Source organism: Bacillus sp. AR13-1 (genome assembly GCF_008042285.1).
Classification (GTDB): domain Bacteria; phylum Bacillota; class Bacilli; order Bacillales; family Bacillaceae_G; genus Bacillus_A; species Bacillus_A mycoides.
Genome location: NZ_QNUA01000046.1, coordinates 23,457 through 46,044 on the forward strand (window position 1 = coordinate 23,457; position 22,588 = coordinate 46,044).

The window sequence follows — 22,588 nt, forward strand, 5'->3', positions numbered from 1 at the left end:
TGAATAAATAAAAGGTTGTTAACAAAAAACGTTAACAACCTTTTTTGTTTTTTCCGAAAAACTTTTCAAATTAAAGAAGCGATCACATGTATTGGAGAAAAAATGATAAACCTGTAGAAGAACCAGAAGCAATTGCTGTGTGGGAATGCGAAGCAGACGACTGCCTTGGATGGATGCGTAAAAACTTTTCTTTAGAAGATAAGCCACAATGCCCGTTGTGTAAAGGCGACATGAAAAGCGGCGAACGATTACTACAGAAGTTATAATACCTTTCCCTCTTTATCTTTTATATACTAAAAAAATAGAGGATTTTGTTTCTCCTTATCTACAGTACAAGTTGCTTCTTTCATTATTTAACTTCTTCATCGCTATAAATTCCATATAATATTCCCCTAAATTTAGCTCGATTCATCATCCCCCTTATTCACTACATACTACACTTCTTTCGGAAGAACAATTTTTTTATACAATTGAACTGTAATGAAATAATAAAACACATAAATGACTAAGAAAATAATAATCGGCAGCCAAATCCGGAAATATGGATTATCTATTAAGAACGAGAACATGTTCATTCCGACTAATACGTGCGTTATACCTACGATCGCTGGGAACAAGAAAATGAAAAATAACTCTTTATAAATTGATTTCGTTAATAGCTCATAACGTACACCAATTTTACGAAGCATTTGATAGCGAATAATATCTTTTGAAGCACCAGAAAGAATTTTAAACATTAAACAACTTGCCAACATTGCTAAGAAAGCTATGCCTAAGAAAAATCCCATAAATACTGTTCCACTGTAAGTACTGTAATATCCTTCATACAGCATATATTTACTCAAAAGATGTACTTCTTTCATATCTTTATATTTAGCTAGCTCTAATTCATCAATTTTTTTCCATTCTTCTTTATACGTTATAAAATTGTCCGTTTTCCCCAGTATTATAATTTCTTCTTTACCTTGTATCCCATCATACATCTTTTGATCTACAATTTTTATCTTTTGACTAGGATTCATATATGTCTTTTGAAGAGACCGTAAAATATTTCCCCATTCTTCTGGAATTACATTGGTATTATTCTCATTTTTTTCTTGGCTATGACTTAAAACGGATCCCGCAATTAGTTCCCTCGAAACAGGAACGAATCGGCTACTATTCTCGTCCTTTCCAGTACGTGTTAGCGGACGATTTCTTTCCAAATCTTCTTTCAACTGATAAATAAACTGCTCATCTACTTTGTATCGATATTCATTCTTTTCTTTAAATGTAATACTATCTAGTATTTTCTTTTCTTCTGCTGTGGGATTTTTAATTTCGACATCATAGTATTCTGCACTCTCCACTATATTTGTAACATTATTTTTTAACGCCATACCACTGGAGATTGCACCCGCACCAAGAGCCACTAACATAGCAACTGTCGCTAATACTTTCGTTAAGCTATTAATAGAGAAACTTAACTGTGCAAACGTAAACGCATTGATTCCTTTTTCACTATGATTTTTATTCGCTTTTAGTTTATTAATAATAATGGGAAGGAATGATGCAAATAGCATGTAAGTTCCTAATGTTACTGTAATTGTAGCAATGATAAATCCTGATTCCTTTAGCTCCTTCATATATATCATCGAAACATAACCAACTACTAATAAAATAATTGATAAAAGTGCTACTATATTCGTTAGTTTCCCTTTAGTAAACGTACGCTCTGTTTGACTATTGGAGTGAACGAGTTGTAATGGCGAATTACGCACTAGTTTCATACCATTCATAATTGCGGACAACATAAATAATGCAATGAAAAAGATGAAAGTAACAACGATTGATGGTACATAAAATGCATGATAACCAACACCAGTAAATTCCAGCTCCTTCATCAGTAAATGTCCAACACCTTGTGCCAAGATTATACCGACTATCACACCTACTATAAGAGATACTATTCCTAATACAATTGTTTCAATAAACATGAGCAATGTAATTTTATGCTTTTTTGCCCCTAATACCATATACATACCAAATTCTTTTTGCCGAAGTGATAATAAAAATGAATTGGCGTATAAAATATAAAATAATGTAATAAATCCTAATAAAAATGAGCCCGTTTGAAAGACGGAAAAAATCCCATCCATAGAATTCCCTTCAATAAACGTTTTATTTAACGCTAACGTTTGAAACATATAAAAAATTGAAATAGACATAATAAGCCCAACTAATAAGACCATATAGTCTTTTCGTTTACTTTTTAGTCCCGACATGGAAAGTTTGAATAACATGTTGAACCTTCTTTCTTATGCTTTTTGTGTGCCTAAACCCGCAAGCACATCTAAAATTTCTTTATAAAACTCATCACGCGTACCTCTGCGATGAATTTCTTTATACAGTTCTCCGTCTTGGATGAATAAAATACGTCGGCAGTAACTCGCACTAAATGGATCATGTGTAACCATCATAATCGAAACATCCTGTTCTTCATTTAAGTTGGTCATCGACTCTAATAAACTTTTCGCATTTTTAGAATCAAGCGCTCCTGTTGGCTCATCTCCTAAAATAATGGCTGGCTCATGTACAAGTGCACGGGCCGCTGCCGAACGTTGTTTTTGTCCACCAGATACTTCGGACGGATATTTTTGAAGAATCTCTGAAATTCCTAACATTTCTGCTACCTTTTTCACCTTTGATTCAATTCTTTTCGAATGAACACCTTGCAGAGAAAGCGGTAATGCAATGTTTTCATAGATTGATAAATTTTCAAGTAAGTTAAAATCTTGAAAGATAAACCCTAGTTTCTCTGAGCGAAAATCAGATAATTCCCCCTGCTTCATTTTCGTAATATCTATTCCAGCAATTTCAACAATTCCACCTGTTGCCTTATCTAATGTAGAAATTACATTCAATAATGTTGTTTTTCCTGAACCAGATGGTCCCATAATTCCAACGAATTCACCCTCTTGAATTGAGAACGATACATTCTTTAGCGCATGTGATTGACTCTCATCTTTTTTACCGTATACCTTTTGTACATTCTTTACCTCTACAACTGATGCTTTCATATATATCCTCCTACACTTCTTTTTCCTATCTTTTATTTTCCCTACATATTTTCCGAGCACTTCTTAACCCATTTCTAAGTATAGATAGCATTTCTTAATAAATAGCAGCGGATATTCTTAACATTTCTTTAAGAATATGAAAAAGCCCCAAGGCTAGTAGCTTGGGACTTTTGATTTCTCTATTCTATTTTGGAGTAAGAAATAAAGTATTTATTTCTCCTCTTTCATCTTAATTTTCGCTTGTTTATAAAAATCTAATTTCTCTTTGTTATATTCTTGTGTATATCTATTAAATTTCTCTTTTTCTCGTTGAATGTCCTCATTCATTTGATTTACACCTTTAATCTTTTCACTAACCTTTTTTAAGTTCGTTTCTTTTTCACCTAAGCTTTTATATAATTCTCTTTCAGATTTCATTAACTTTTGATACGAATCATTTATCTTACTAAAAGATGCATAACGCTTTTTATAAATATCCTGTATGTTTTTCGCTTGTTTCTGAAGAGCTGCATCTTCCATTTTATCTATAGTTTTATGAACTAATTTTACTTCTTCTTGTGCTTTTCCAAAAGCTTCTTTTTCTTTGTTCCATACTTTTTCACGTTCATCAATACTTTTTGTAGCTTGCTCTAACTTCGGCATAATTGCTTGGTTACTATCTTTACCCTCATTTATAATTTGATTGTATAACTCTTGACCTTCTTTTTCTAAGACCTCTAGTTTTTTCGCATCTTCAGAAACCATCTTTTCTTGCTTCATCGCGTTTTCAAATGCGACGTACAATTCTGCTTCTGGCTTTGCGCCAAAACACCCTGTCAATAAGCTTATAGATATAATTCCCGTAATCGCTAACGCTTTATAAGTCAATGTCAATTCCCCCTATGTTACATACGTTTATCATGCATAAAGTTCAATGGGAAATGATCATCTTCATGATATGCTTCAAATTCATACCCTTTTTCTTTTAAACCTTTAATAATAGCAGGTACTGCTGCAACGGACTGCGGATGAATGTCATGCATCAAAATCACTTCTTTTTGATCTGTCGCACCAGCCAGTACATTTTGAACAATTTTTACTGTTGCCGTATTTATCGGCATCCCACTGTATTCCCAATCTAATGAATCAATTGTCCAATCCCATACTTTAAGACCATTTTCTACAACTTTATTACGAAGCTCTTCGTGTAACCCAGGCTTCGAACCATATGGCGGACGTGTGAGTTTTGGTGCATGTCCAAGAATACTAGCAATTAAACTTTGATCCTCTTTCATTTCATCAACATAGCCACCCTGGGCATATAATTTCTTGTTATTATGCGTCATACTATGCATTCCCACATAGTGTCCTTCTACTTCTTCTCGTTTTACTAAATCAGGATATGATTTTACATTTTGACCGATTAGAAAAAATGTTGCTTTCGCATTATTTTCCTTTAATATATCTAGTAACTGTGCCGTATACTTTCCTGGACCATCATCAAAAGTAAGATAGGCAATTTTCCTAGTTTGACCATTAAATTGCGTTGGTGCTACCTTATTCATTTCCACTTTTATTTGTTCATTTGCATACTGAACTGAATTTTCTTGATTTGCTATCGCTTTTGCAGGTGAGGTTATCGATTGAAATACGAAAAAAGCTCCTCCCACTACAACTGTAGCTACTGTCATTACAACTATGTTTTTTACCTTTAACAATTTCCCCATTTTATTAATTCCTTTCTACATCCCTTACTTATTAATGAAATATTAATCTAGCTTTTCAAGTCTTCCTCGTTATATATTTATCTTTCCTTCGGAAGAACAATCCTCTTATATAATTGTACAGTGATTAAATAGTAGACTATATAAATTCCTAGGAATATACAAATCGGCATCCATATGTTCACATATGGATTCACAAAAAATTTAACAAATGTAAATATGTTCATTCCTACAAAAACATGAATGAGACCCAATATTGCTGGAAATAGAAATACGATACCTAATTCTTTATACATAGATTTTATAAGTAATTCTTTACGCACCCCAATTTTTCGAAGCATCTCATACCGCCCTATATCTTTCGTAGCCCCAGAAAGGATTTTAAACATTAAACAACTTGCCATCATAGCTAAAAAAGCAAGACCTAAAAAGAATCCCATAAAGGAAGTTCCTTTTGAAAAGGCGAGCATAGATTCATAATCACCATAGTTCGTTGGTAAATATACATCTGCTTTAGGCCTATTAGTGGCAGCAGCTATTTTTTCAATTTGACGATTATCCATCTCTTTTAACTCTGTTTTATACTGTAAAATATTATCTACTTTAGCAATAAAAAACGTATGCTCATTCCCTTGAATTGTTTCATAACGGTTTTTATCGACAATATAGACAGGCTTACGATCATATACAGTAATATTCGACCTAAAATCACTATCCACAATCTTGTCCCAGTTCATCGGTAACGTAGAACTAGATGGATCAACTTCCTCTCCCTTAAACATCCTATAGCTCGAAGATGGAAGTTGTTCAGAAATATGTGTTGTCTCTTTCTTTCTGAATAGAAGTGGAGGATTCTCTAATAATTCCTCTTTTAAATAGTAAACAGCCTCATTATCAACTTTATATTTATACTGTTTTTTATCTATAATTTTCATTTTTTCCATAGCTTTATAATCCGTTGCTTCTGGATCATGAATTGTAATATCATACCCTGGCATTTTTTCTGCTGTAAGGATTACATTTTTCTGTAAAGACATGCCACCGGCCATTGCCCCCACGCCTAGTCCAATTAGCATCGTTACCGTTCCTAATATTTTCGCCAAACTACTTACACGGAACTGCAATTGTGCAAATGTAAATGCACTTAATTTCTTTTCGTTTAAATAGCGCGTTTTTTTTAATCTATTAACAAACGTGGGTAAAAGAGAAATAAATATAAGATATGTTCCCAATGTAATTGTGAATAATGGGAGTAAAATGGCACCAGCACCTTTTATTCCTACAAAGATTACGAAATAATATCCTACACTTAGTCCTAATAAACTACATAAAGTTAACGCCATTGTGACAGGACCCTTTTTTCGTATCTGCTCCGCCTTTTGCTCTGTACGAATTAAATCTAATTCTGTTTTAAGTGTTATTCGAATTGCATTCACAACAGATGTAAGCAGAAACAATACACTGAAGAATATAAATGTTATTTTGAATGCAGGACCATAAAAAGCTTGATAACCTTCAGCTGATATTTCCAATTGTTTTGTTAAAAACCCACTTATGAAATTAGAAAGAATAGCTCCGAATACACTACCTAATACTAGTGAAATCATTCCCATGGCTAACGTCTCAAAAAATAAGAGTTGGCTGATTTTACTCTTTTTTGCTCCTAATACAAGATACATGCCAAGTTCTTTCCGCCGGAGTGAGAGGAGAAATGAGTTTGCATAAAAAATATAAAAGAAGGTAATAAACGCCACCAAAATAGATCCTATTTGAAATACAAATACAATTGAACCAATAATGCTGTTATTCATTGTAAATTCTTTATTTAACGCAAGCGTTTGAAACATATAAAATATAGAAATTGAGATTACAAGACCTATTAGTAAAACGATGTAATCCTTTATCATTTTTTTCATACTGGAAATAGAAAGTTTTAATAACATACTCTATGCCCACGCTTCTCTACAGTATGGTGTACTACATTCACCTTTTTACTATGCACTTTTTGCACAACGTTCTCATCAAATATTAAAGTTTTCATATTGCCTCCTGTCATATGGCCAGTGTTGCGATTATGCTATTTTTATAGACACTAACTATCATTTTATCTTTTCTTTACAAACAGCAATATTGATTCCCCTTACATTATCCTTACATTTTTGTAATGTATATTTCTAATAAAATTATAATATACGAATTAAATGTTTTATAACCCAATTCATATACCATTACTTTGTTCTCACGAAGATGGCGTCAATAACGTTTTCGAAGAGCCATTATTCTCGCGCTCAAATAATGCATTTACAAATATAAATTCGAAGGATATTGTATAGGTTTTCTAGCCTACTGGAGAGGTTATATAAATAATTAATATTAAAAATGGACAAAAAAAGACCCACTGTAATACTTAATAACTTTGCACTTATCATCAGTTTACCTCTTCATTATAATTGTCCGAGATAAAGATAAGATAAAGATAAAATAAAAACGATATAAAGATATAACTACATATTATTAAATTTAGTACCATTTTATTTTCCCTTATCCCTCTTACTCTTTACTTTACATTAATTCTCTTCGTTTCTAATTCACCTCTCATAGACACTATATAAAACTATTATTTAGGTTCTATTAAAATTACATCTTCTAAATCATATAGATTTGCCTTTGGTTTTGCATAAATAATATAAGCAAGACCATATTGATCTGGTTCTTGCTCTATCACCTCTGCTACTTCAAGACCGGGTGGTATTTTCTGACTTAATTCAGAGGTAATAACGCTATCACCTATTTTTATTTCTTTCGCTTTATCTGATGGAATATTATCAATTCGAAGGGCTTGTTTTTTCTTATCGTACCCTGTAACAAATCCTAAAATAGATGAATCATTTTGGAAGGTGATTGCTAAACGATTTGTTCGTTCATCTTTCGTAATTAATTTCACAACAGATGTATATTGATCTACACTCTCTACCTTTCCGATAAAACCGTTCACTGTAATAACAGCCATATCAGCCTTTACACCATGTTGTGAACCTCTATCGAGAGTAATTTCTCTATACCACTCTTCTGCTACACGGGTTACTACTGTAGCTTGAATGAAATTATATTTTCCCTGTTCCTTTAATTCTTTCGTTTTGTTGATAATTTTAGTAAGGCTTTCTTTCTCCTCACTTAACATTTGCACTTTACTCTTTAACGATTCTTGATGTTCAATTTTCCCTTTCAATACCTGATTCTCTTTATATACTTTATAGATGTCTTCTATATTATGAACAATATTTTGGACATGCTTATTATTTGTACATACATACACCATCAATAAAGCCAAAAGAATAATTGAAAGAAATAATAATATTTTCTTCTTAGAAACCTGCATAATTATCCTGCTACTCCTTACTATTTTTTATCTACATACTATAGAATACTAGTCATTGTACACAGAAGAAATGCAGTTTGGATAAAGTTCAGATAAACTTTATCTTCTTTATAAAAAATTTAGAAATTATCATATACTGCCACTATATTCGAAGCTTGATCGTTACTTTATCCATGGAATGCAACTTATAATTTCTATAACTAATTATGTTTTATTTGTACTTTCTCTTTTACTTTATTAGGTATTTCATCTACTTGTACTTCCTCCCATTTCATACCATAACTTCCTTTAGATCTAATCTTTAAATATGACCCTATTCTTAAATGTTTTGAAGCAGTCATCGCGATCTTTTGCTCTTGACCGGATTCATTATATCCTTTGAATTTATATTGCCATCTACCAAAACCATCTTTCTTAGCCTCAAATTTACCATCATTGTCTACAACAGCATAATAAACATCTTCTTTAATAAATGGATTGAGTTGATCTACAATCGGTCCACCTTTCCCGATAAGTAATGTAACTCCAACTATAATCAATACGATAAACACACTTATTTTTTTCATGAAACTTTCTATTCTCCTCTTCTCAGATACTTCCCCTTAAAGGACTTCCTCTAAATCAATCGCAGCGCTATTACTTATTAAAATGTAACCAAATTTCCTAATGCTCTTCTAATTAAATTGGCAATAAGATAATAAATTGAATAACCCCATTTTCATATTCTGCTCGAATTTCTCCTTTGTGCAATTCAACAATGCTTTTTGCAATTGCAAGCCCCAAACCTGAACCTTCTACAGCTCTACTTCTTGATTGATCTTTTTTATAAAAACGCTCAAACAAATTCTCTAATTCTTTTTTTGTAAATTCTTCACTATGATTCGCTATAGAAATTTTGATATGCTGTTCTTCTCTTTGAAGTAAAACTCGAATTTCTGCTTTATCTATACTGTATTTAATTGCATTTATTAAAAGATTTTCAAACACACGTACCATTTTTTCTGAGTCCACAACAGCATATATACGATCTTCCTGAAATTCTTTCACAAAAGAAAGATTATGCTCCTCCGCTTGTGGTACTAGCTCTTCTATTAACTGATCAAGTAGTTCATTCATACACACTTCTTGCGAATCTAACGCCATATTTTCATCTGTTAGTTTTGTATACTCAAACAAATCCTCTATTAACATCTTCAACTGCTCTGATTTTGAGAAAGCAATTTTTATATACTCATCATGCTGGTCTTTATTTTCATATTTCGCATCACCTAGTAAACGTAAATACCCCATAATAGAAGTAAGTGGTGTTCTTAAATCATGTGATACATTTGTAATCAATTCACTTTTTTGCTTCTCTATTTGTTTTTCCTTTTCTATATTAGCCAAAAGCTTTTCTGCCATTTGATTAATATTAGAAGTTAATAAACCTATTTCATCTTGACCTGCCTGTTTGATTTTATATTGTAAATTACCTTTCGAAAATTCCCTTACTCCTTCTGCCATCGCTTCAATCTGATTCATCTTCCTTTTCGTTATATAAAAGAAAGACAGTATAAAAGTGATAAAACCTAGTAAAGATGGAAATGGGCTACTCTCATTCACTATATACTTCACATTTCCTTGTGGTATACCACTTGCAATGATATACATATTTTTCGTATTAACAGTAACCGGATAAAAGGTTGTAAACTCCTTACGCTTTTGTTCAGTTCCATCTTGAATTAAATTTTGCGCCTCTACATATCGTACTTGATCCATTTTAAAATCCATCACATTACGCATCGTCTCATGAAGATTGATTTGTTCTTCCGGCGCTCCCTTTGTTTTATAAACGACTTTCCCATTCTCATCTATTATTAAAATTTTCAGTTGATTTTGATGATTCGATTGATCAAGCAGTTCTTGTATATTAATTTCCTTACCTTCCTCTGTTATACTTCCAACAAGCCATTGTGTCTGTCCATCAATGGCTTCCATACCTGATGCATAATCAATGATAGAAATTTTATTCGCATCCTCGAAAAAGGAAGATGAAGACCATCCTACTAATACACCGAGTAACGTACAGAAAGTAAATGTAGCAATTAGCTGTATCCGTATACTTTTTTCCAAATAACTCACTGTTTTACCTATCATTTTTTTAAAAATTTGATTCATCCATATTATCGGTTCAAATATCTTTCTCAATCTTGTAGCCAACTCCCCATACTGTTTTAATATAACGAGGCTTTCTTGGAATCGCCTCTATCTTTTCGCGTATTTTCCGAATATGTACCATCACGGTATTATCGGATTGGAAAGCTTGTTCTTTCCATACTCTTTCATAAATTTGCGCTGCATTTAATACCATTCCTTGATTTCGTGCGAGCAATTCTAATACCTCAAACTCTCTCGGTGTCAATTTCACTTCTTCATTTGCAATAATGACCTGACGCGTTACTATATTTATCTTTATATCTCCAACTTCAAATACACTTTCATCTTTTACGCTTGTCCCGCTCATTTTCATATATCTCCGAAGTTGTGATTTAATCCGAGCAATGAGTTCCAGCGGATTAAATGGTTTTGCTACGTAATCATCTGCCCCAGTTGTTAACCCTAAAATCTTGTCCATATCTTGCGTTTTTGCCGACAGCATAATAATAGGCATTTCCGCTATTTCTCTCACTTTCATACACATATGAATGCCATCTATTTTCGGCATCATAATATCAAGTACAATTAGATGCACGTCTCTTTTCTTTACTATTTCTAACCCCTCTTCACCATCTACAGCTTGTAATACTTCGTATCCTTCATTCTTTAAATAGATAGCGATAAGTTTTCTAATTTCCTTCTCATCGTCCACGATTAGTATCGTTCCTTTACTCACAAAATCTCCTCCAGCATCATTTACCAAACTAAGAATGTTGCTTTATTTCACTCACTACTGCATTCTTCTTATGCATATACACATAAGAAATACTACAAACTACAATAACGATGCCACCAAAATATATACCGTACTCGGTCGCAAGGGTTACTATCACTTCTATATGCTTTCCAAATATAGAACCTAGTACAAAATAAACTAACGTCCAGACAAATCCTGTTACATATGAATAAATCGCATATGTCTTAAAAGACATGTTATTCATTCCTACTAAATACGGTACGATATGCCTCACAACAGGTATAAAATAACTTATAACTAATGCATAATGACCATATTTCCCTATCATCTCTTGCGATTTTAGAAGATACTTCATCTTTTTCTTTTTCATCAATTTATTAAGCACTTTTATGCCAAAGATTTTCCCGAGTATATACCCTAAAGAAAGGCCGGATACAACGCCTAAATACGTTAATAAAAAGGCGGGAATCAAATTCAATATACCCATCGATGATACAAATCCACCACTCATTACAATCATTTCATCTGGAATCGGCATACCGATAATACCAAGCCATAAACAAAAAAATAGTGCCCAATAACCATACTGCTCAATGTATGACATTAATTCATGTAGCTCCATTATGCATATGCTCCCCTTAGCTCTTTTTTACAGCTAAAGACGTAAGCTGGTGGGAAATTGAACCACACTTTTTCTAGTGTAATTTCAGGGAAGAAATGCTGTATAAATCCTTTTTTCACAAGTGAATATTGGAATGTAATAAATTCTCCATTCTCATGTATCGTTTCCATTACACTGTTTAAAATGCGCTTTGAAACCTCTTCTGGTAAAGAAGTGAAAGGCAATCCCGATAAGACGTAATCAATACATTCTATATTCAATTGTTCCATATACTTCTTTATATTTTCCGCTGAGCCGTGTATAACAATCACGTTCTGCTCATCTTTAAATTTTCTCTTTAACTCTTTGAAAAATACTTCATTAATTTCAATAAGAAGAAATATTGTCTCCTTCTTCTTTCTCTTTATAATTTCTTTCGTAAAGGCTCCTGTACCAGGCCCTAGCTCTACAATGCATTTCGCTCTATTAAAATCAATTACATCTACCATTTTCTTTGCTAATATCTTTGAACTTGGCGCAATCGCACCAGTATGTTTCGGATGTTTAATAAATTCATTTAAGAATGTTATGAGCTGCATATACTCTCTCTCCATTCGTTCAATAGTTTTTAACTTGTGTTTAAGTATAACTATCGTTTCTTAACAAATATTGAGGAGATTTCTTAAGATTTTATGAAGATGAAGGAAATCTTCATCTTTACTATAAACAAACATAAAAAATTGAATTCCAAAGATAAGCGAATCAAACATATACAAATAAGTCAGCTTGTTTATTTACCATGAATGATCATGTTCCTACTCCGATTTTGTATAGCGAAGTTACTATTTTTATGTTAGAATCCTCTAAGATATTTGAAATTAGTATAGAAATCATTTTTGGAGGCTTTATGAATAATCAAAACGATAATAAATCAAATGCATTATTTGCAGCTATACAAATAGTGCTACCACTTTTATTACCTATTCTTGTCCCTACATTTTTAATAGTGGGAATGAAAAAGTGGATGCCCGATGAAGTTAAGTATCCAAGCATAATATCATTGTTCGCATTATGTATGGGATTTTTCATAGTAGGAATTCTCTTCTCTATTGTTTTACGTTTATGTAAATTATCTGAGGAAAAATTAAAGGAATTAGGATTTTTAGGATTTACACTTTCGGCTGTTAGCACATTTCTAAGTTTTTATGTAGGTTACTTTTGGTTGGCAGACCTTAACTTCACATCAGTTGAATTATCACCTCATGCCGTATTAATTTTCGCTATTCTATGTACCTTGCTATTGGAAGGTATTTTTAAAGTAATGGACATGTTTGATAGTTCGGACGAAAATAAAGCTCACGTATAGACAAAAAAGCATTCGACTAACATGTTAGTCGGATGCTTTTTTACTAAGATAAAACAACTCTTTCATTACTTCGCGCTCACAATCTTATAATAAGAGCGAACTGTTAAGAAGTAATATCCGATATAAATAACGCTGTATACTCCGATACTAATTAGAAGCGGAATCATAATTTCAAATGGTAGTATGTTCCCTAAACCTTTTAATGCAAACAAACTGTGTAGAATTCCGATTACTAGTGGAATTGCAAAGATAAAGCTCACTTGTTTTGCAATAGCTTTTTTCATTTCTTGTTTCGTTACACCGACTTTATGAAGGACAACGTAACGCTCACGATCTGCACTTGCTTCTGTTAGCTGTTTGAAGTAAATAATAGAACCTGTTGCTAGTAAGAATACAAGTCCTAAGAACATTCCGATGAACATCATTAGTCCAGTTGCTTCAAGTCCCATATGGAAACCAGTATAGAAGTCTCTAAATGGTGGTGCCATTTCTGATTCACTAGCTGGCATCACTTTTGTTAATTTTTCTGTTAATACTTTACTGTTTCTTTCATCTTTTACATCAATATTTTTTACAACACGTGTTCCAAATGCTTGCTTCGCCTGTTCATACATTTCATCTGAAACGACAACAACTAATTCACCTAAGTTCGTAATTGCATTATTATTTGCACCTTGGATCGTCAATGTCTTCGTTTCATTTCCAATTTGGAATACCGCTTTATTTCCTTTATATTCAGGGCTAAACTCATACCCTTCAATATAAGAACTATCATATATAAATGCTTCGCCAGTAGCTATATTCACTGTTTCCGCATCGATTTTTTTCGCAAGTTTGTTGAATTCAGATTGAGATATAAATTGATATTTCTCTGAGATACTGTAGTTCATATTAAAGATGAAATCGACTTTAGCTCCTTCAAACTTTCCTTTTACAGGAACCATCTCAACTTCAAATTGATCTTTTACAGGGTGATTCTCTTTCTCTTCAGCAAAAATCGCATTTACTTTCTTATCTAGTTCTGCATCTTTCTTCTCATAAGAGTAGCTGTATGGTGCAACTGCTTTTGATTGTGTAAATGTGTTGTAATACATCGTAACTGACGTACCAACCGCCGTTAATGTTACTGCACTTAAAATAGAAATTGTCGCAAGTGACTTTGCATTTCCTTTAATACGATATAGTAACTGTGACGTCGTTATCATATTCATACCGTTATAAAACGATGATTTATTATTTCTTGCACGTTTCAATACGAATACTGTAAAGAACATAAATAGTAAATACGTACCTAATACTGTCGCAAGTAATATATAAAGTGCGACTGCCATAAAGTTTGCATACATAACTGCCTTCATAAACATTAACGCTAAGAAATAACCTGAGCCGATTAAGAAAACTGAAATTAACGCCATAATTACGGATCCTTTTGGCATTGCTTCTCCTTCACGCTCTGCGCGGAAAAGTTCAATTAACTTAAAGCGATAAATTAAACGATACCCTTGAAGTGATGTATATAAAATAATCACAAAGAAAATAATTGCTGTATCAATAATCGCAGCCATCGGTACTTCAAAATGAACATTTAAGTTTAATCCCATCATACTTACTAGTAGTTCAAGGAATAGTTTCGAAAGGACGCTACCGATCGCAATCCCGATAATTAAAGACATTAATCCCATTAACATATTTTCATAAAAGAGCATTTTACCGATCTGTCTTTTTCGGATACCAAGTAACGAATATAGCCCAACTTCTTTTTTACGTTTTCTTGTAAAGAAACCGTTCGAATATATAATAAACACTGCTACGAAAATGATTAGCATTACACTGGAAACTTGGAATGCACCGCTAATCTTTTTTGATGCTTCCGCTGCTTTTTCCATTTGTGAATTATATTGCAGTGCTTTAAATGTAAAGTAAATTACGATACTAAATATCATAGATGCAAAATATACAAAGTAGTCTTTAAAGTTCCGCTGTATGTTGCGGAGGGCAATGCTAGATAAGGTCATCAGCCATACCTCCAGAAATGGAAGACATTACGTCAACGACTTTTTGGAAGAACTGTTTACGTGTTAATTCACCACGGTGTAATTCTTTATATAACTCACCATCTTTAATGAAAATAACTCGTTTACAATAACTAGCCGCAAACGCATCATGCGTTACCATTAAAATTGTAGAATTATCATATTCATTTAACGACTTCATACTTTCTAATAAATCTGTCGCTGATTTAGAATCAAGTGCTCCAGTCGGCTCGTCCCCAAATATCATACTAGGACTTGTAACGATCGCACGCGATGCTGCGCAGCGCTGCTTCTGTCCACCGGATACTTGATATGGGAACTGACTTAAAATATGATCAATACCGAATTTCTTTGAGATTTCAAGAACGCGGCGATCAATCTCACTCGCTTTCACCTTTGATAACGCAAGAGGTAACGCAATATTCTCTTTCACCGTTAACGTATCTAATAAGTTATAATCTTGGAAAATGAACCCTAAATGATCACGGCGGAATAACGCTAGCTTATCATCGTTCATCTTCACGATGTCTTTTCCATCAATTAAAATCTCACCGTTCGTCGCATTATCAATTGTAGAAAGAACATTTAATAGAGTCGTCTTACCCGAACCAGAAGGTCCCATAATTCCAACGAACTCACCTTCTTTTACTTGTAAGTTAATACCTTTTAAAGCTGCAAATTTATTCCCACCTGTGTCATATACTTTTTCAATATTTTTTGCTTCTAACACTGTTTTCATCTCGACATCCCTCATTTCTTCTATTCTCTATTTTCAACTATATACACTCTCTACTCTTGCCACTATCGATGTTTCTTACACAAACATGACAGTTATGTAAGGCACATAAGTAAAGACATCAGAATTTAACCTAATGTACTAAAGTACTTTGTTACTATAACATTGGGATATCATGCCATCCATTCATTCTCCTTACAGGAAGATTACAATTTTGTAAGGTTAAAAATGCCCCCACAAAGTTGTGCATGAAATGTCGGATGGAGCTATTTCGTTCCTGATATTCTATATACAAAGGAGGTCATATAATGGATTCACTTAAAAATATGAATGCGGCAATGCAGTATATTGAAGACAACCTTACACACGAAATTGATTTTAAAGAAGTCGCAAAAATAGCTTTCTGCTCCGAATATCATTTCAAAAGAATGTTTTCTTTTCTAGCTGGCATATCACTATCAGAATATATTCGCTGTAGACGTCTTACCCTTGCTGCCTTTGAACTAACAGATAGCAATGCAAAAGTCATTGATGTCGCTATAAAATATGGCTACAACTCACCAGATTCATTTACACGTGCATTTCAAAATTTGCACGGAATAACGCCTTCAGAAGCTCGAAGTACTAGTCGTTCTTTGAAAGCTTATTCACCAATGACCTTCCAACTATCCATTCAAGGAGGAAATGAAATGAACTATCGAATTGAAGAAAAAGGGCCATTTCAAATCATTGGTATACAAAAACGAGTACCGATTGTTTTTAACGGTGTAAACGAAGAAATTGCTTCTATGTGGAAAAGTTTAGACAGCCAATCAATCGAAACATTAAAGTCCCTTTCAAATATTGAACCTACCGGAATTATTAGTGCTTCTACGAATTTTTCTGAAGGAAGAATGGAGGAAAAAGGCGAACTCGATCACTATATTGGAGTAGCCACAACGAAAGATTGTCCAAAGCAATTCAAACAACTTGAAGTCGCAGCTTCAACATGGGCTATATTTGAAGCTGTCGGGCCATTTCCTGATGCATTACAAAATGTGTGGGGACGTATTTATTCCGAATGGTTCCCTTCTTCGAACTATGAACTAGCGGAAGGACCGGAAATATTGTGGAATGAAAGTAAAGACGTATCATCGCCGAATTTCAGAAGCGAGATATGGGTACCTGTTTTAAAAAAGTAATATAAAGGTCTAAAATTTTTCAAAATAAAGAAGCTGCTCTTCCTCTTTAAAGGAAAAGCAGCTTTTTATTTTATACTTCTTCTCGACTCGTTCTTATACAAGAAAATAGTAATAATCGCAAGCACTATAATAACTACCAAAGTAAATACTCTATAGTTCGAGATCGTAGCAGTACCGATTAACAAGGCAGGTATAACAGCCGTAATTAAGCCACCAAACATACCGACAAACGATCCTACACTTTGTTTTACTATTTGAGTTTCTGATACCCAATCATAATAACCAAATCGATTATTAATAAAAATCCCCCATACTGCCGAAAAGAATGAATATGTTATCGGTGTTATTACGATGAAAAGAGAACTCCAAACATCTAGTTTTAACCCTATTATCAGTAATACAGCACTACTAAGTGATGCAGGTATACTTAATGAAAGATTCATAAGAATTTTACTGTCATAAATCATCTTTGGCGCTATAGGCAACGACTTAATAATCCATACATTTTTTCCTTCTAATGACAATGATACACATGTTGTACACGTCATCGAAATCGCTGCTGCAATAGCAAATGGCGCAACCTTTTGCAACAGGGTCTCAATTCCAGGGTACGCTATTAATTGACTTGGTCCTACTACAACTATAGCTAGTGCGAAAGCTAGCGCCATCACGACTCCCATTCCGCTATTTATGACATACACTGTAGAAGAGAAGAAACGCTTCAGTTCTTTTTTATACAATGCGGCCAATACACTTTCTTTTCTCATGCCATGAATCTCATAATTTGAAAGCATATGATAAGTGGTAATCTCTGTATTTATTTGCTTATATTTTAACGAAAGTATTTTTACAAAAAGATAATACCAAATAACTGATATCCCAACGAATAGGATGAAAGCTACAATATCAGCATGAACAATTGCTTGTTGAAACATGTTAGCTAGTGGATACACTTTAGTTAGTTGCTCTGAAATAATTGCACCTATTCCGTTCATATCATTAAGACTATATTGAGCATTTCCGCTTTTTAGCATAAAGAAACCGAATGTAATAATTACTATAAAACTTAAAGTCGTAGTTATTTTATTCGTATTTTTAAATTTAGAAGCGATTGCCGTAATCGCAGCTCCAAAAATCGCTGCTATTGTTGTTGGAATTAAAGATGCTATAAACATACTGATGAACCACATAAAGTAAAAAGAAACTGATGGCCTCTCATGTATGCCATAAACAACTCCCATTGGTAGCATGATTATGATTGAAAAGATCGTATTCAGCAAATATAAATACAAAAACCTACTTGTAATAACCGTACTTACACGAATCGGTAATGACATTAAAAGATCGTAATCCTTAAAAGCAAAAATCTCTCCATTTGCCTTAAATATAGTGAAAAACAACGTCAATACACTGCTAATAACTAGTGCATAAACTGGGATAATTTCACTTATTCCTAGTCTCACCAATCCATATGCCGAGGCCCCACAATATAGCATTAACATGACACCAACTAAGGCAATAGATGCTGACAGTAAAATCTTATTCTGCTTCTTCTTTTTATCTTTTTCGTATTTAAAAGTATTTAAACCAAGCTGCGTTATCAAGCGGATTTTTAAAAGACCTAGACTACTAATATTCATTAGCAAGCTCCTTCATAAAGAGCTCTTCCAATGATCCTTCCTTTATTAAAGAATTCACTTCCCCTGAAAGTGCTAATTTCCCTCTATTAATCATCGCTATTTTATTACATAACTTCTCCGCCACATCTAAAACATGCGTAGAAAAGAAAATCGCACTTCCCTTTTCACAAAGCTCCTTCATAATACCTTTCAATACTACAGCAGCCTTTGGATCAAGACCGACGAAGGGTTCATCTAAAACTAATAATTTCGGTTTATGCAAAACCGCTGATATAATCGCCACTTTTTGTTTCATACCATGTGAATAAGAAGATATTAAATCACCTAGGTACGGTGTAATCTCAAAAGCATCTCCATACTTTTGTATCTCCTTTTCCCGATCTTTTGCAGACACTTTAAACACATCCGCAACAAAGTTTAAATATTGAATTCCTGTTAATTGCTCATATAAATCTGGATTATCGGGAATATACGCCACTACTCTCTTACATGCAATCGGATCCTTTTTTACTGAATATCCATCAACAAAAATTTCACCCTCTTCAAAATCTATAACTCCAACTAACGACTTAATTGTTGTACTTTTCCCCGCACCGTTATGCCCAATAAATCCAAAGATATCTCCTGCTTGAACAGTAATATTTAACTGATCTACTGCTTTTTTGCCACCTTTGTATGTCTTACTAAAATTTATAATTTCTAACATGTGATTTCCCCCAAACTATCTTTTTAACTGAATTTTCAGACCCAAAAGCAAAAAATTTACTCAGCGAGCTTTTTCGTTATCCCCACTGAGTATTAAAATTTCTTAACACATAGAAACTATAAATATAAAATTTGACTAGTACAGTTCAATCCCTTATTGCTCACAATTGCATTTCTTTTTTATATAAAACGTAAGAATATAAATTTGTTATGAGGACAGCAACTACTATAATCCCTAGCATCATATAAGATCTCCAATCAGCTGGAGCGAAAACACTTATAATCATAATGAGTCCTAAAGCTACAAATACTTTTCCACTAAATCGATGTGTTTTCCGCCATACTTCTTCATTACTTAACGTCCAAGGATTACGCATCCCAACGAAAAAGTTAGGCTTACACTGCGGTAAATAATTACCCATCACTAAAAATAAAACACCAACTAATAATTCTGGAACTCGATTAATGAATAAATTATATCCTAGTCCACTTGTAATAATATCTATATTTCCTACAAATAGTAGCAATAGTATCCCGTTATTCATCATCATAAAAGCTTTAGAAAATTTCTCGTAATTTGCTTTCCTTGGATCAATCTTTGGTATCACATTTAGAAATACATATAACGCAATCATAATTCCAACCATAGAAATCATTCCATATAATTTAGAAGAATAACCATCTACCTTACCACCACTCCAATGTGTCGCGATTGTATCCGGCAAATGTGGCCAAGCAAACGCCCAAGCTATACAAGTTATAAGAATTAATATAATTGCAAAAAGATGCTTTTTCATTTCCCCTCTTCCCCCTTATTTGTAAATGTAAACACCCAAGTCAATAAATCTTGAAAGACAGTTGTGTTCAAAGAGTACACAACGAATTGCCCTCTTTTTTCATCTTGAATAAGTTCAGCATTTTTAAGTGCATTTAAGTGGTGTGAAATACTTGGCTTTGTCATGTTGAACTGTTCAGCAATTTCCCCAGCTGTTAAATCGCCTTCTTTTAATAAATCTAAAATTTTTCGCCTTGTTGGGTCTGCTAATGCTTTGAATGCTTGATTCAATGTCTTTCTTCCTTTCACTAATTAGACGTTTAGATATTTATCTAAATGTTAAAATGATTTCAGTCAATTGTCAATTATATATAAGGCCCTTTTTACTTTTTCCACTTTTGACCCATACTGTTTACTATATAAATCCTGTTTAATCTTTCATCATATAAATACGCCACAACTATGCTATGTATAACAAAAAAGGAAAGCCTATTCATTTGATTTCTTTGTTTTTACTTCGTACGGGGCAAAAAAGGCTCTGACCGCTTCTATGCATGGCTGGATCCTCTCTCTCCCCTAAAAAGACAAGTTCTATGTCGTCTTTTAAACTTTTATATTTATATAGCTCTCATTTCAACATAATGAAAAGACTTGAAACACATGATACACTATAGCTACAATTGTTTTTTTAGGAGGAATATACATATGTATAAAATTTTAATCGTTGAAGACGATCCAAATATTTCATCATTATTACAATCTCACATTCAAAAATATGGCTATGATGCTGTTGTTGCGGAGAACTTCGATGATATTATGGAATCGTTTAACGCCGTGAAACCACATCTTGTTTTACTTGATGTAAACTTACCGAAATTCGATGGTTTCTACTGGTGCCGTCAAATTCGTCATGAATCTACTTGTCCAATTATTTTCATTTCAGCTCGTGCTGGTGAAATGGAACAAATTATGGCGATTGAAAGCGGTGCGGATGATTATATTACGAAGCCGTTCCACTACGACGTTGTAATGGCGAAAATCAAAGGTCAATTACGCCGTATTTACGGTGATTATGCACCAAATATTTCTGAACGTATCGTTGAGGTTGAAGGACTAAAACTATTCCCTGAGCGTCCAGAAATTCATTTTGGAGCTGAGCAAGTTCTTTTAACGAAGAAAGAAGCAATTTTAGCAGAAATGCTATTATCTAAATTCCCGCGTACAGCGAGTCGTGAAGATTTACTAGCCGCTCTTTGGGACGACGAAAGCTTCGTTGAGGAAAATACATTAAACGTAAACATCACGCGTCTTCGTAAAAAGTTCAATGAGCTTGGTATTGAAAATGCTATTGAAACAGTACGTGGACTTGGGTATCGTTTTAACGCAACTTGGAGTGAATAAACATGAAGCTATTTTTACGTGATCATTTTGCATTTTTCCTACTATATGTATTAAACTTCGGAATCATTTTCGTTCTTTATGATGCAGTAGACGGATTTCAAAATAATAAGTTTTACTTCATCGTTTTAAGCTTATACTTATTCATCTGTTTCCTCGCTTATCGTTACGTTCGTAACCGTAGAATGTACCACAGATTAAGTGAACCACCAGAGAAAATGGAAGATGCGTTTATTGAAAGAGCGACTGCTCCTATGCCCCACAGTGTAAACGAGCTCGTTCGTACGCAATATCGCCTATTCCAAAAAGACCTACAAACATTCGAAGTAAAACAGCAAGAACACCAATTATTTATTAACCATTGGGTACATCAAATGAAAACGCCTGTTTCTGTTATGCAGCTTATGGTGCTTGAAATGGAAGATGAGCATTTAATCCCTAAATTCAAAAAAGAGCTAGAGCGATTAAATCAAGGGCTCGATATGGCTTTATACATGGCAAGATTAAATAACTTCCATGAGGACTTCCATGTTGAGACGATTTCATTAAAAGATGCTGTAACAAAAAATATTAACGGATTAAAAGAACTATTCATTCGAAACGGAGTCTTCCCCGTTTTAGAAGTTCATTCAGATTTAAAAGTTGCTTCTGATGCGAAATGGCTAAAGTTCATTATTTATCAGTTAATGACAAATGCAGTTCGCTACTCTGGTGAGCGCGGAAAGAAAGTTTTCTTATCAGCTTATCGCAATGGTAAAGATATTATTTTGGAAGTTCGTGACGAAGGCGTTGGTATTCCGCAAGAAGATATTCGAAGAGTATTTGAACCTTTTTACACTGGAAAAAACGGTCGTGCATTTGGAGAATCTACTGGTATGGGGCTTTATATTGTAAGTAAAATTTGTGATTATTTAGGTCACTCTGTGAAACTAGACTCTGAAGTTGGTAAAGGAACGACGATTAAAATCATCTTCCACAACGCTGCAAATAATCAAGCAGAAAATACGGAGAAGGTGACCGAAGCATGATCGTAACATATGCTAGCAAAATGTATGAGAATTTACTCTCATACATTTTTTGCAATAAAACTACATATCAGCCTTCTATCGGGAGGTACTT

22 protein-coding genes are annotated in these 22,588 nt (G+C 33.5%); 5 read left to right on the top strand and 17 right to left on the bottom strand.

What is annotated here, in order from left to right:
- The first annotated feature begins 86 nt into the window (after nt 1-86).
- Nucleotides 87-266, top strand: coding sequence for a cold-inducible protein YdjO-related protein (locus DN408_RS27485; RefSeq protein WP_002015777.1), 180 nt, complete (start codon nt 87-89; stop codon nt 264-266).
- 168 nt (nt 267-434) lie between these two features.
- On the opposite strand, the gene DN408_RS27490 is transcribed toward DN408_RS27485, so the two are convergent.
- The 11 genes from DN408_RS27490 to DN408_RS27540 all read right to left on the bottom strand — a co-directional run bounded on the left by DN408_RS27490 (nt 435) and on the right by DN408_RS27540 (nt 12,234).
- Complete coding sequence (locus DN408_RS27490; RefSeq protein WP_147740462.1) at nt 435-2,282, bottom strand: FtsX-like permease family protein; 1,848 nt, start codon at nt 2,280-2,282, stop codon at nt 435-437.
- Nucleotides 2,283-2,297: 15 nt separating this feature from the next.
- Nucleotides 2,298-3,059: an ABC transporter ATP-binding protein gene (locus DN408_RS27495; RefSeq protein ID WP_098632319.1), complete on the bottom strand. Its 762-nt coding sequence runs from the start codon at nt 3,057-3,059 to the stop codon at nt 2,298-2,300.
- Between the two features lie 210 nt (nt 3,060-3,269).
- Nucleotides 3,270-3,926 carry a YkyA family protein gene (locus tag DN408_RS27500; RefSeq protein ID WP_033731514.1) on the bottom strand — a complete coding sequence of 219 codons (657 nt, stop codon included), beginning with the start codon at nt 3,924-3,926 and terminating at the stop codon, nt 3,270-3,272.
- 17 nt (nt 3,927-3,943) lie between these two features.
- Nucleotides 3,944-4,765, bottom strand: coding sequence for a peptidoglycan-N-acetylglucosamine deacetylase (locus tag DN408_RS27505; protein WP_033731516.1), 822 nt, complete (start codon nt 4,763-4,765; stop codon nt 3,944-3,946).
- 77 nt (nt 4,766-4,842) lie between these two features.
- Nucleotides 4,843-6,705, bottom strand: a complete 1,863-nt coding sequence (locus tag DN408_RS27510; protein WP_147740463.1) for an FtsX-like permease family protein — start codon at nt 6,703-6,705, stop codon at nt 4,843-4,845.
- A 674-nt stretch (nt 6,706-7,379) separates the two neighbouring features.
- A complete protein-coding gene (gene mreC, locus DN408_RS27515; RefSeq protein ID WP_003192006.1) occupies nt 7,380-8,141 on the bottom strand; it encodes a rod shape-determining protein MreC in 762 nt (253 codons plus the stop codon).
- 200 nt (nt 8,142-8,341) lie between these two features.
- Nucleotides 8,342-8,707 (bottom strand): YxeA family protein, encoded by a 366-nt coding sequence (locus tag DN408_RS27520; RefSeq protein ID WP_003192005.1) that lies wholly within the window; start codon nt 8,705-8,707, stop codon nt 8,342-8,344.
- Nucleotides 8,708-8,819: 112 nt separating this feature from the next.
- On the bottom strand, nt 8,820-10,328 hold the full coding sequence (locus DN408_RS27525) for a sensor histidine kinase (RefSeq protein ID WP_147740464.1): 1,509 nt from the start codon (nt 10,326-10,328) through the stop codon (nt 8,820-8,822).
- Nucleotides 10,312-11,013, bottom strand: coding sequence for a response regulator transcription factor (locus tag DN408_RS27530; protein WP_000033680.1), 702 nt, complete (start codon nt 11,011-11,013; stop codon nt 10,312-10,314). Before DN408_RS27530 ends, DN408_RS27525 begins: the two co-directional genes overlap by 17 nt.
- Nucleotides 11,014-11,041: 28 nt before the next feature.
- Nucleotides 11,042-11,656: a DedA family protein gene (locus DN408_RS27535; protein ID WP_000418950.1), complete on the bottom strand. Its 615-nt coding sequence runs from the start codon at nt 11,654-11,656 to the stop codon at nt 11,042-11,044.
- Nucleotides 11,656-12,234 (bottom strand): class I SAM-dependent methyltransferase, encoded by a 579-nt coding sequence (locus tag DN408_RS27540; protein WP_002129619.1) that lies wholly within the window; start codon nt 12,232-12,234, stop codon nt 11,656-11,658. The genes DN408_RS27535 and DN408_RS27540 overlap by 1 nt, the downstream gene beginning before the upstream one ends.
- 308 nt (nt 12,235-12,542) lie before the next feature.
- Between DN408_RS27540 and DN408_RS27545 the strand changes: the two genes are divergently transcribed.
- Entirely contained in the window at nt 12,543-13,001 is a 459-nt protein-coding gene (locus DN408_RS27545) for a hypothetical protein (RefSeq protein WP_001064712.1), read from the top strand.
- Nucleotides 13,002-13,066: 65 nt separating this feature from the next.
- On the opposite strand, the gene DN408_RS27550 is transcribed toward DN408_RS27545, so the two are convergent.
- Together DN408_RS27550 and DN408_RS27555 are read right to left on the bottom strand one after the other, a co-directional pair.
- The gene (locus DN408_RS27550) at nt 13,067-15,016 is read right to left on the bottom strand and encodes an ABC transporter permease (RefSeq protein ID WP_000176129.1); all 1,950 of its coding nucleotides are present in this window, start codon (nt 15,014-15,016) and stop codon (nt 13,067-13,069) included.
- Nucleotides 15,003-15,773: an ABC transporter ATP-binding protein gene (locus tag DN408_RS27555; protein WP_000859658.1), complete on the bottom strand. Its 771-nt coding sequence runs from the start codon at nt 15,771-15,773 to the stop codon at nt 15,003-15,005. Before DN408_RS27555 ends, DN408_RS27550 begins: the two co-directional genes overlap by 14 nt.
- A 305-nt stretch (nt 15,774-16,078) precedes the next feature.
- On the opposite strand from DN408_RS27555, the gene DN408_RS27560 reads away from it, so the two are divergent.
- Nucleotides 16,079-16,951, top strand: coding sequence for an AraC family transcriptional regulator (locus tag DN408_RS27560; protein ID WP_002191023.1), 873 nt, complete (start codon nt 16,079-16,081; stop codon nt 16,949-16,951).
- A 65-nt stretch (nt 16,952-17,016) separates the two neighbouring features.
- Here DN408_RS27560 and DN408_RS27565 read toward each other — a convergent pair whose 3' ends face one another.
- From DN408_RS27565 to DN408_RS27580, 4 genes are all read right to left on the bottom strand, one after another.
- Nucleotides 17,017-18,591: a permease gene (locus tag DN408_RS27565; protein ID WP_147740465.1), complete on the bottom strand. Its 1,575-nt coding sequence runs from the start codon at nt 18,589-18,591 to the stop codon at nt 17,017-17,019.
- A complete protein-coding gene (locus DN408_RS27570; RefSeq protein WP_002167491.1) occupies nt 18,581-19,297 on the bottom strand; it encodes an ABC transporter ATP-binding protein in 717 nt (238 codons plus the stop codon). The genes DN408_RS27565 and DN408_RS27570 overlap by 11 nt, the downstream gene beginning before the upstream one ends.
- Before the next feature lie 160 nt (nt 19,298-19,457).
- Nucleotides 19,458-20,093, bottom strand: a complete 636-nt coding sequence (locus DN408_RS27575) for an SdpI family protein (RefSeq protein ID WP_000716338.1) — start codon at nt 20,091-20,093, stop codon at nt 19,458-19,460.
- Nucleotides 20,090-20,362, bottom strand: a complete 273-nt coding sequence (locus DN408_RS27580; protein ID WP_001070538.1) for an autorepressor SdpR family transcription factor — start codon at nt 20,360-20,362, stop codon at nt 20,090-20,092. The genes DN408_RS27575 and DN408_RS27580 overlap by 4 nt, the downstream gene beginning before the upstream one ends.
- A 414-nt stretch (nt 20,363-20,776) precedes the next feature.
- Between DN408_RS27580 and DN408_RS27585 the strand changes: the two genes are divergently transcribed.
- Nucleotides 20,777-21,472, top strand: a complete 696-nt coding sequence (locus DN408_RS27585) for a response regulator transcription factor (RefSeq protein ID WP_000276730.1) — start codon at nt 20,777-20,779, stop codon at nt 21,470-21,472.
- A 2-nt stretch (nt 21,473-21,474) separates the two neighbouring features.
- The gene (locus DN408_RS27590) at nt 21,475-22,497 is read left to right on the top strand and encodes a sensor histidine kinase (protein ID WP_002167488.1); all 1,023 of its coding nucleotides are present in this window, start codon (nt 21,475-21,477) and stop codon (nt 22,495-22,497) included.
- The last annotated feature ends 91 nt before the right edge of the window (nt 22,498-22,588 follow it).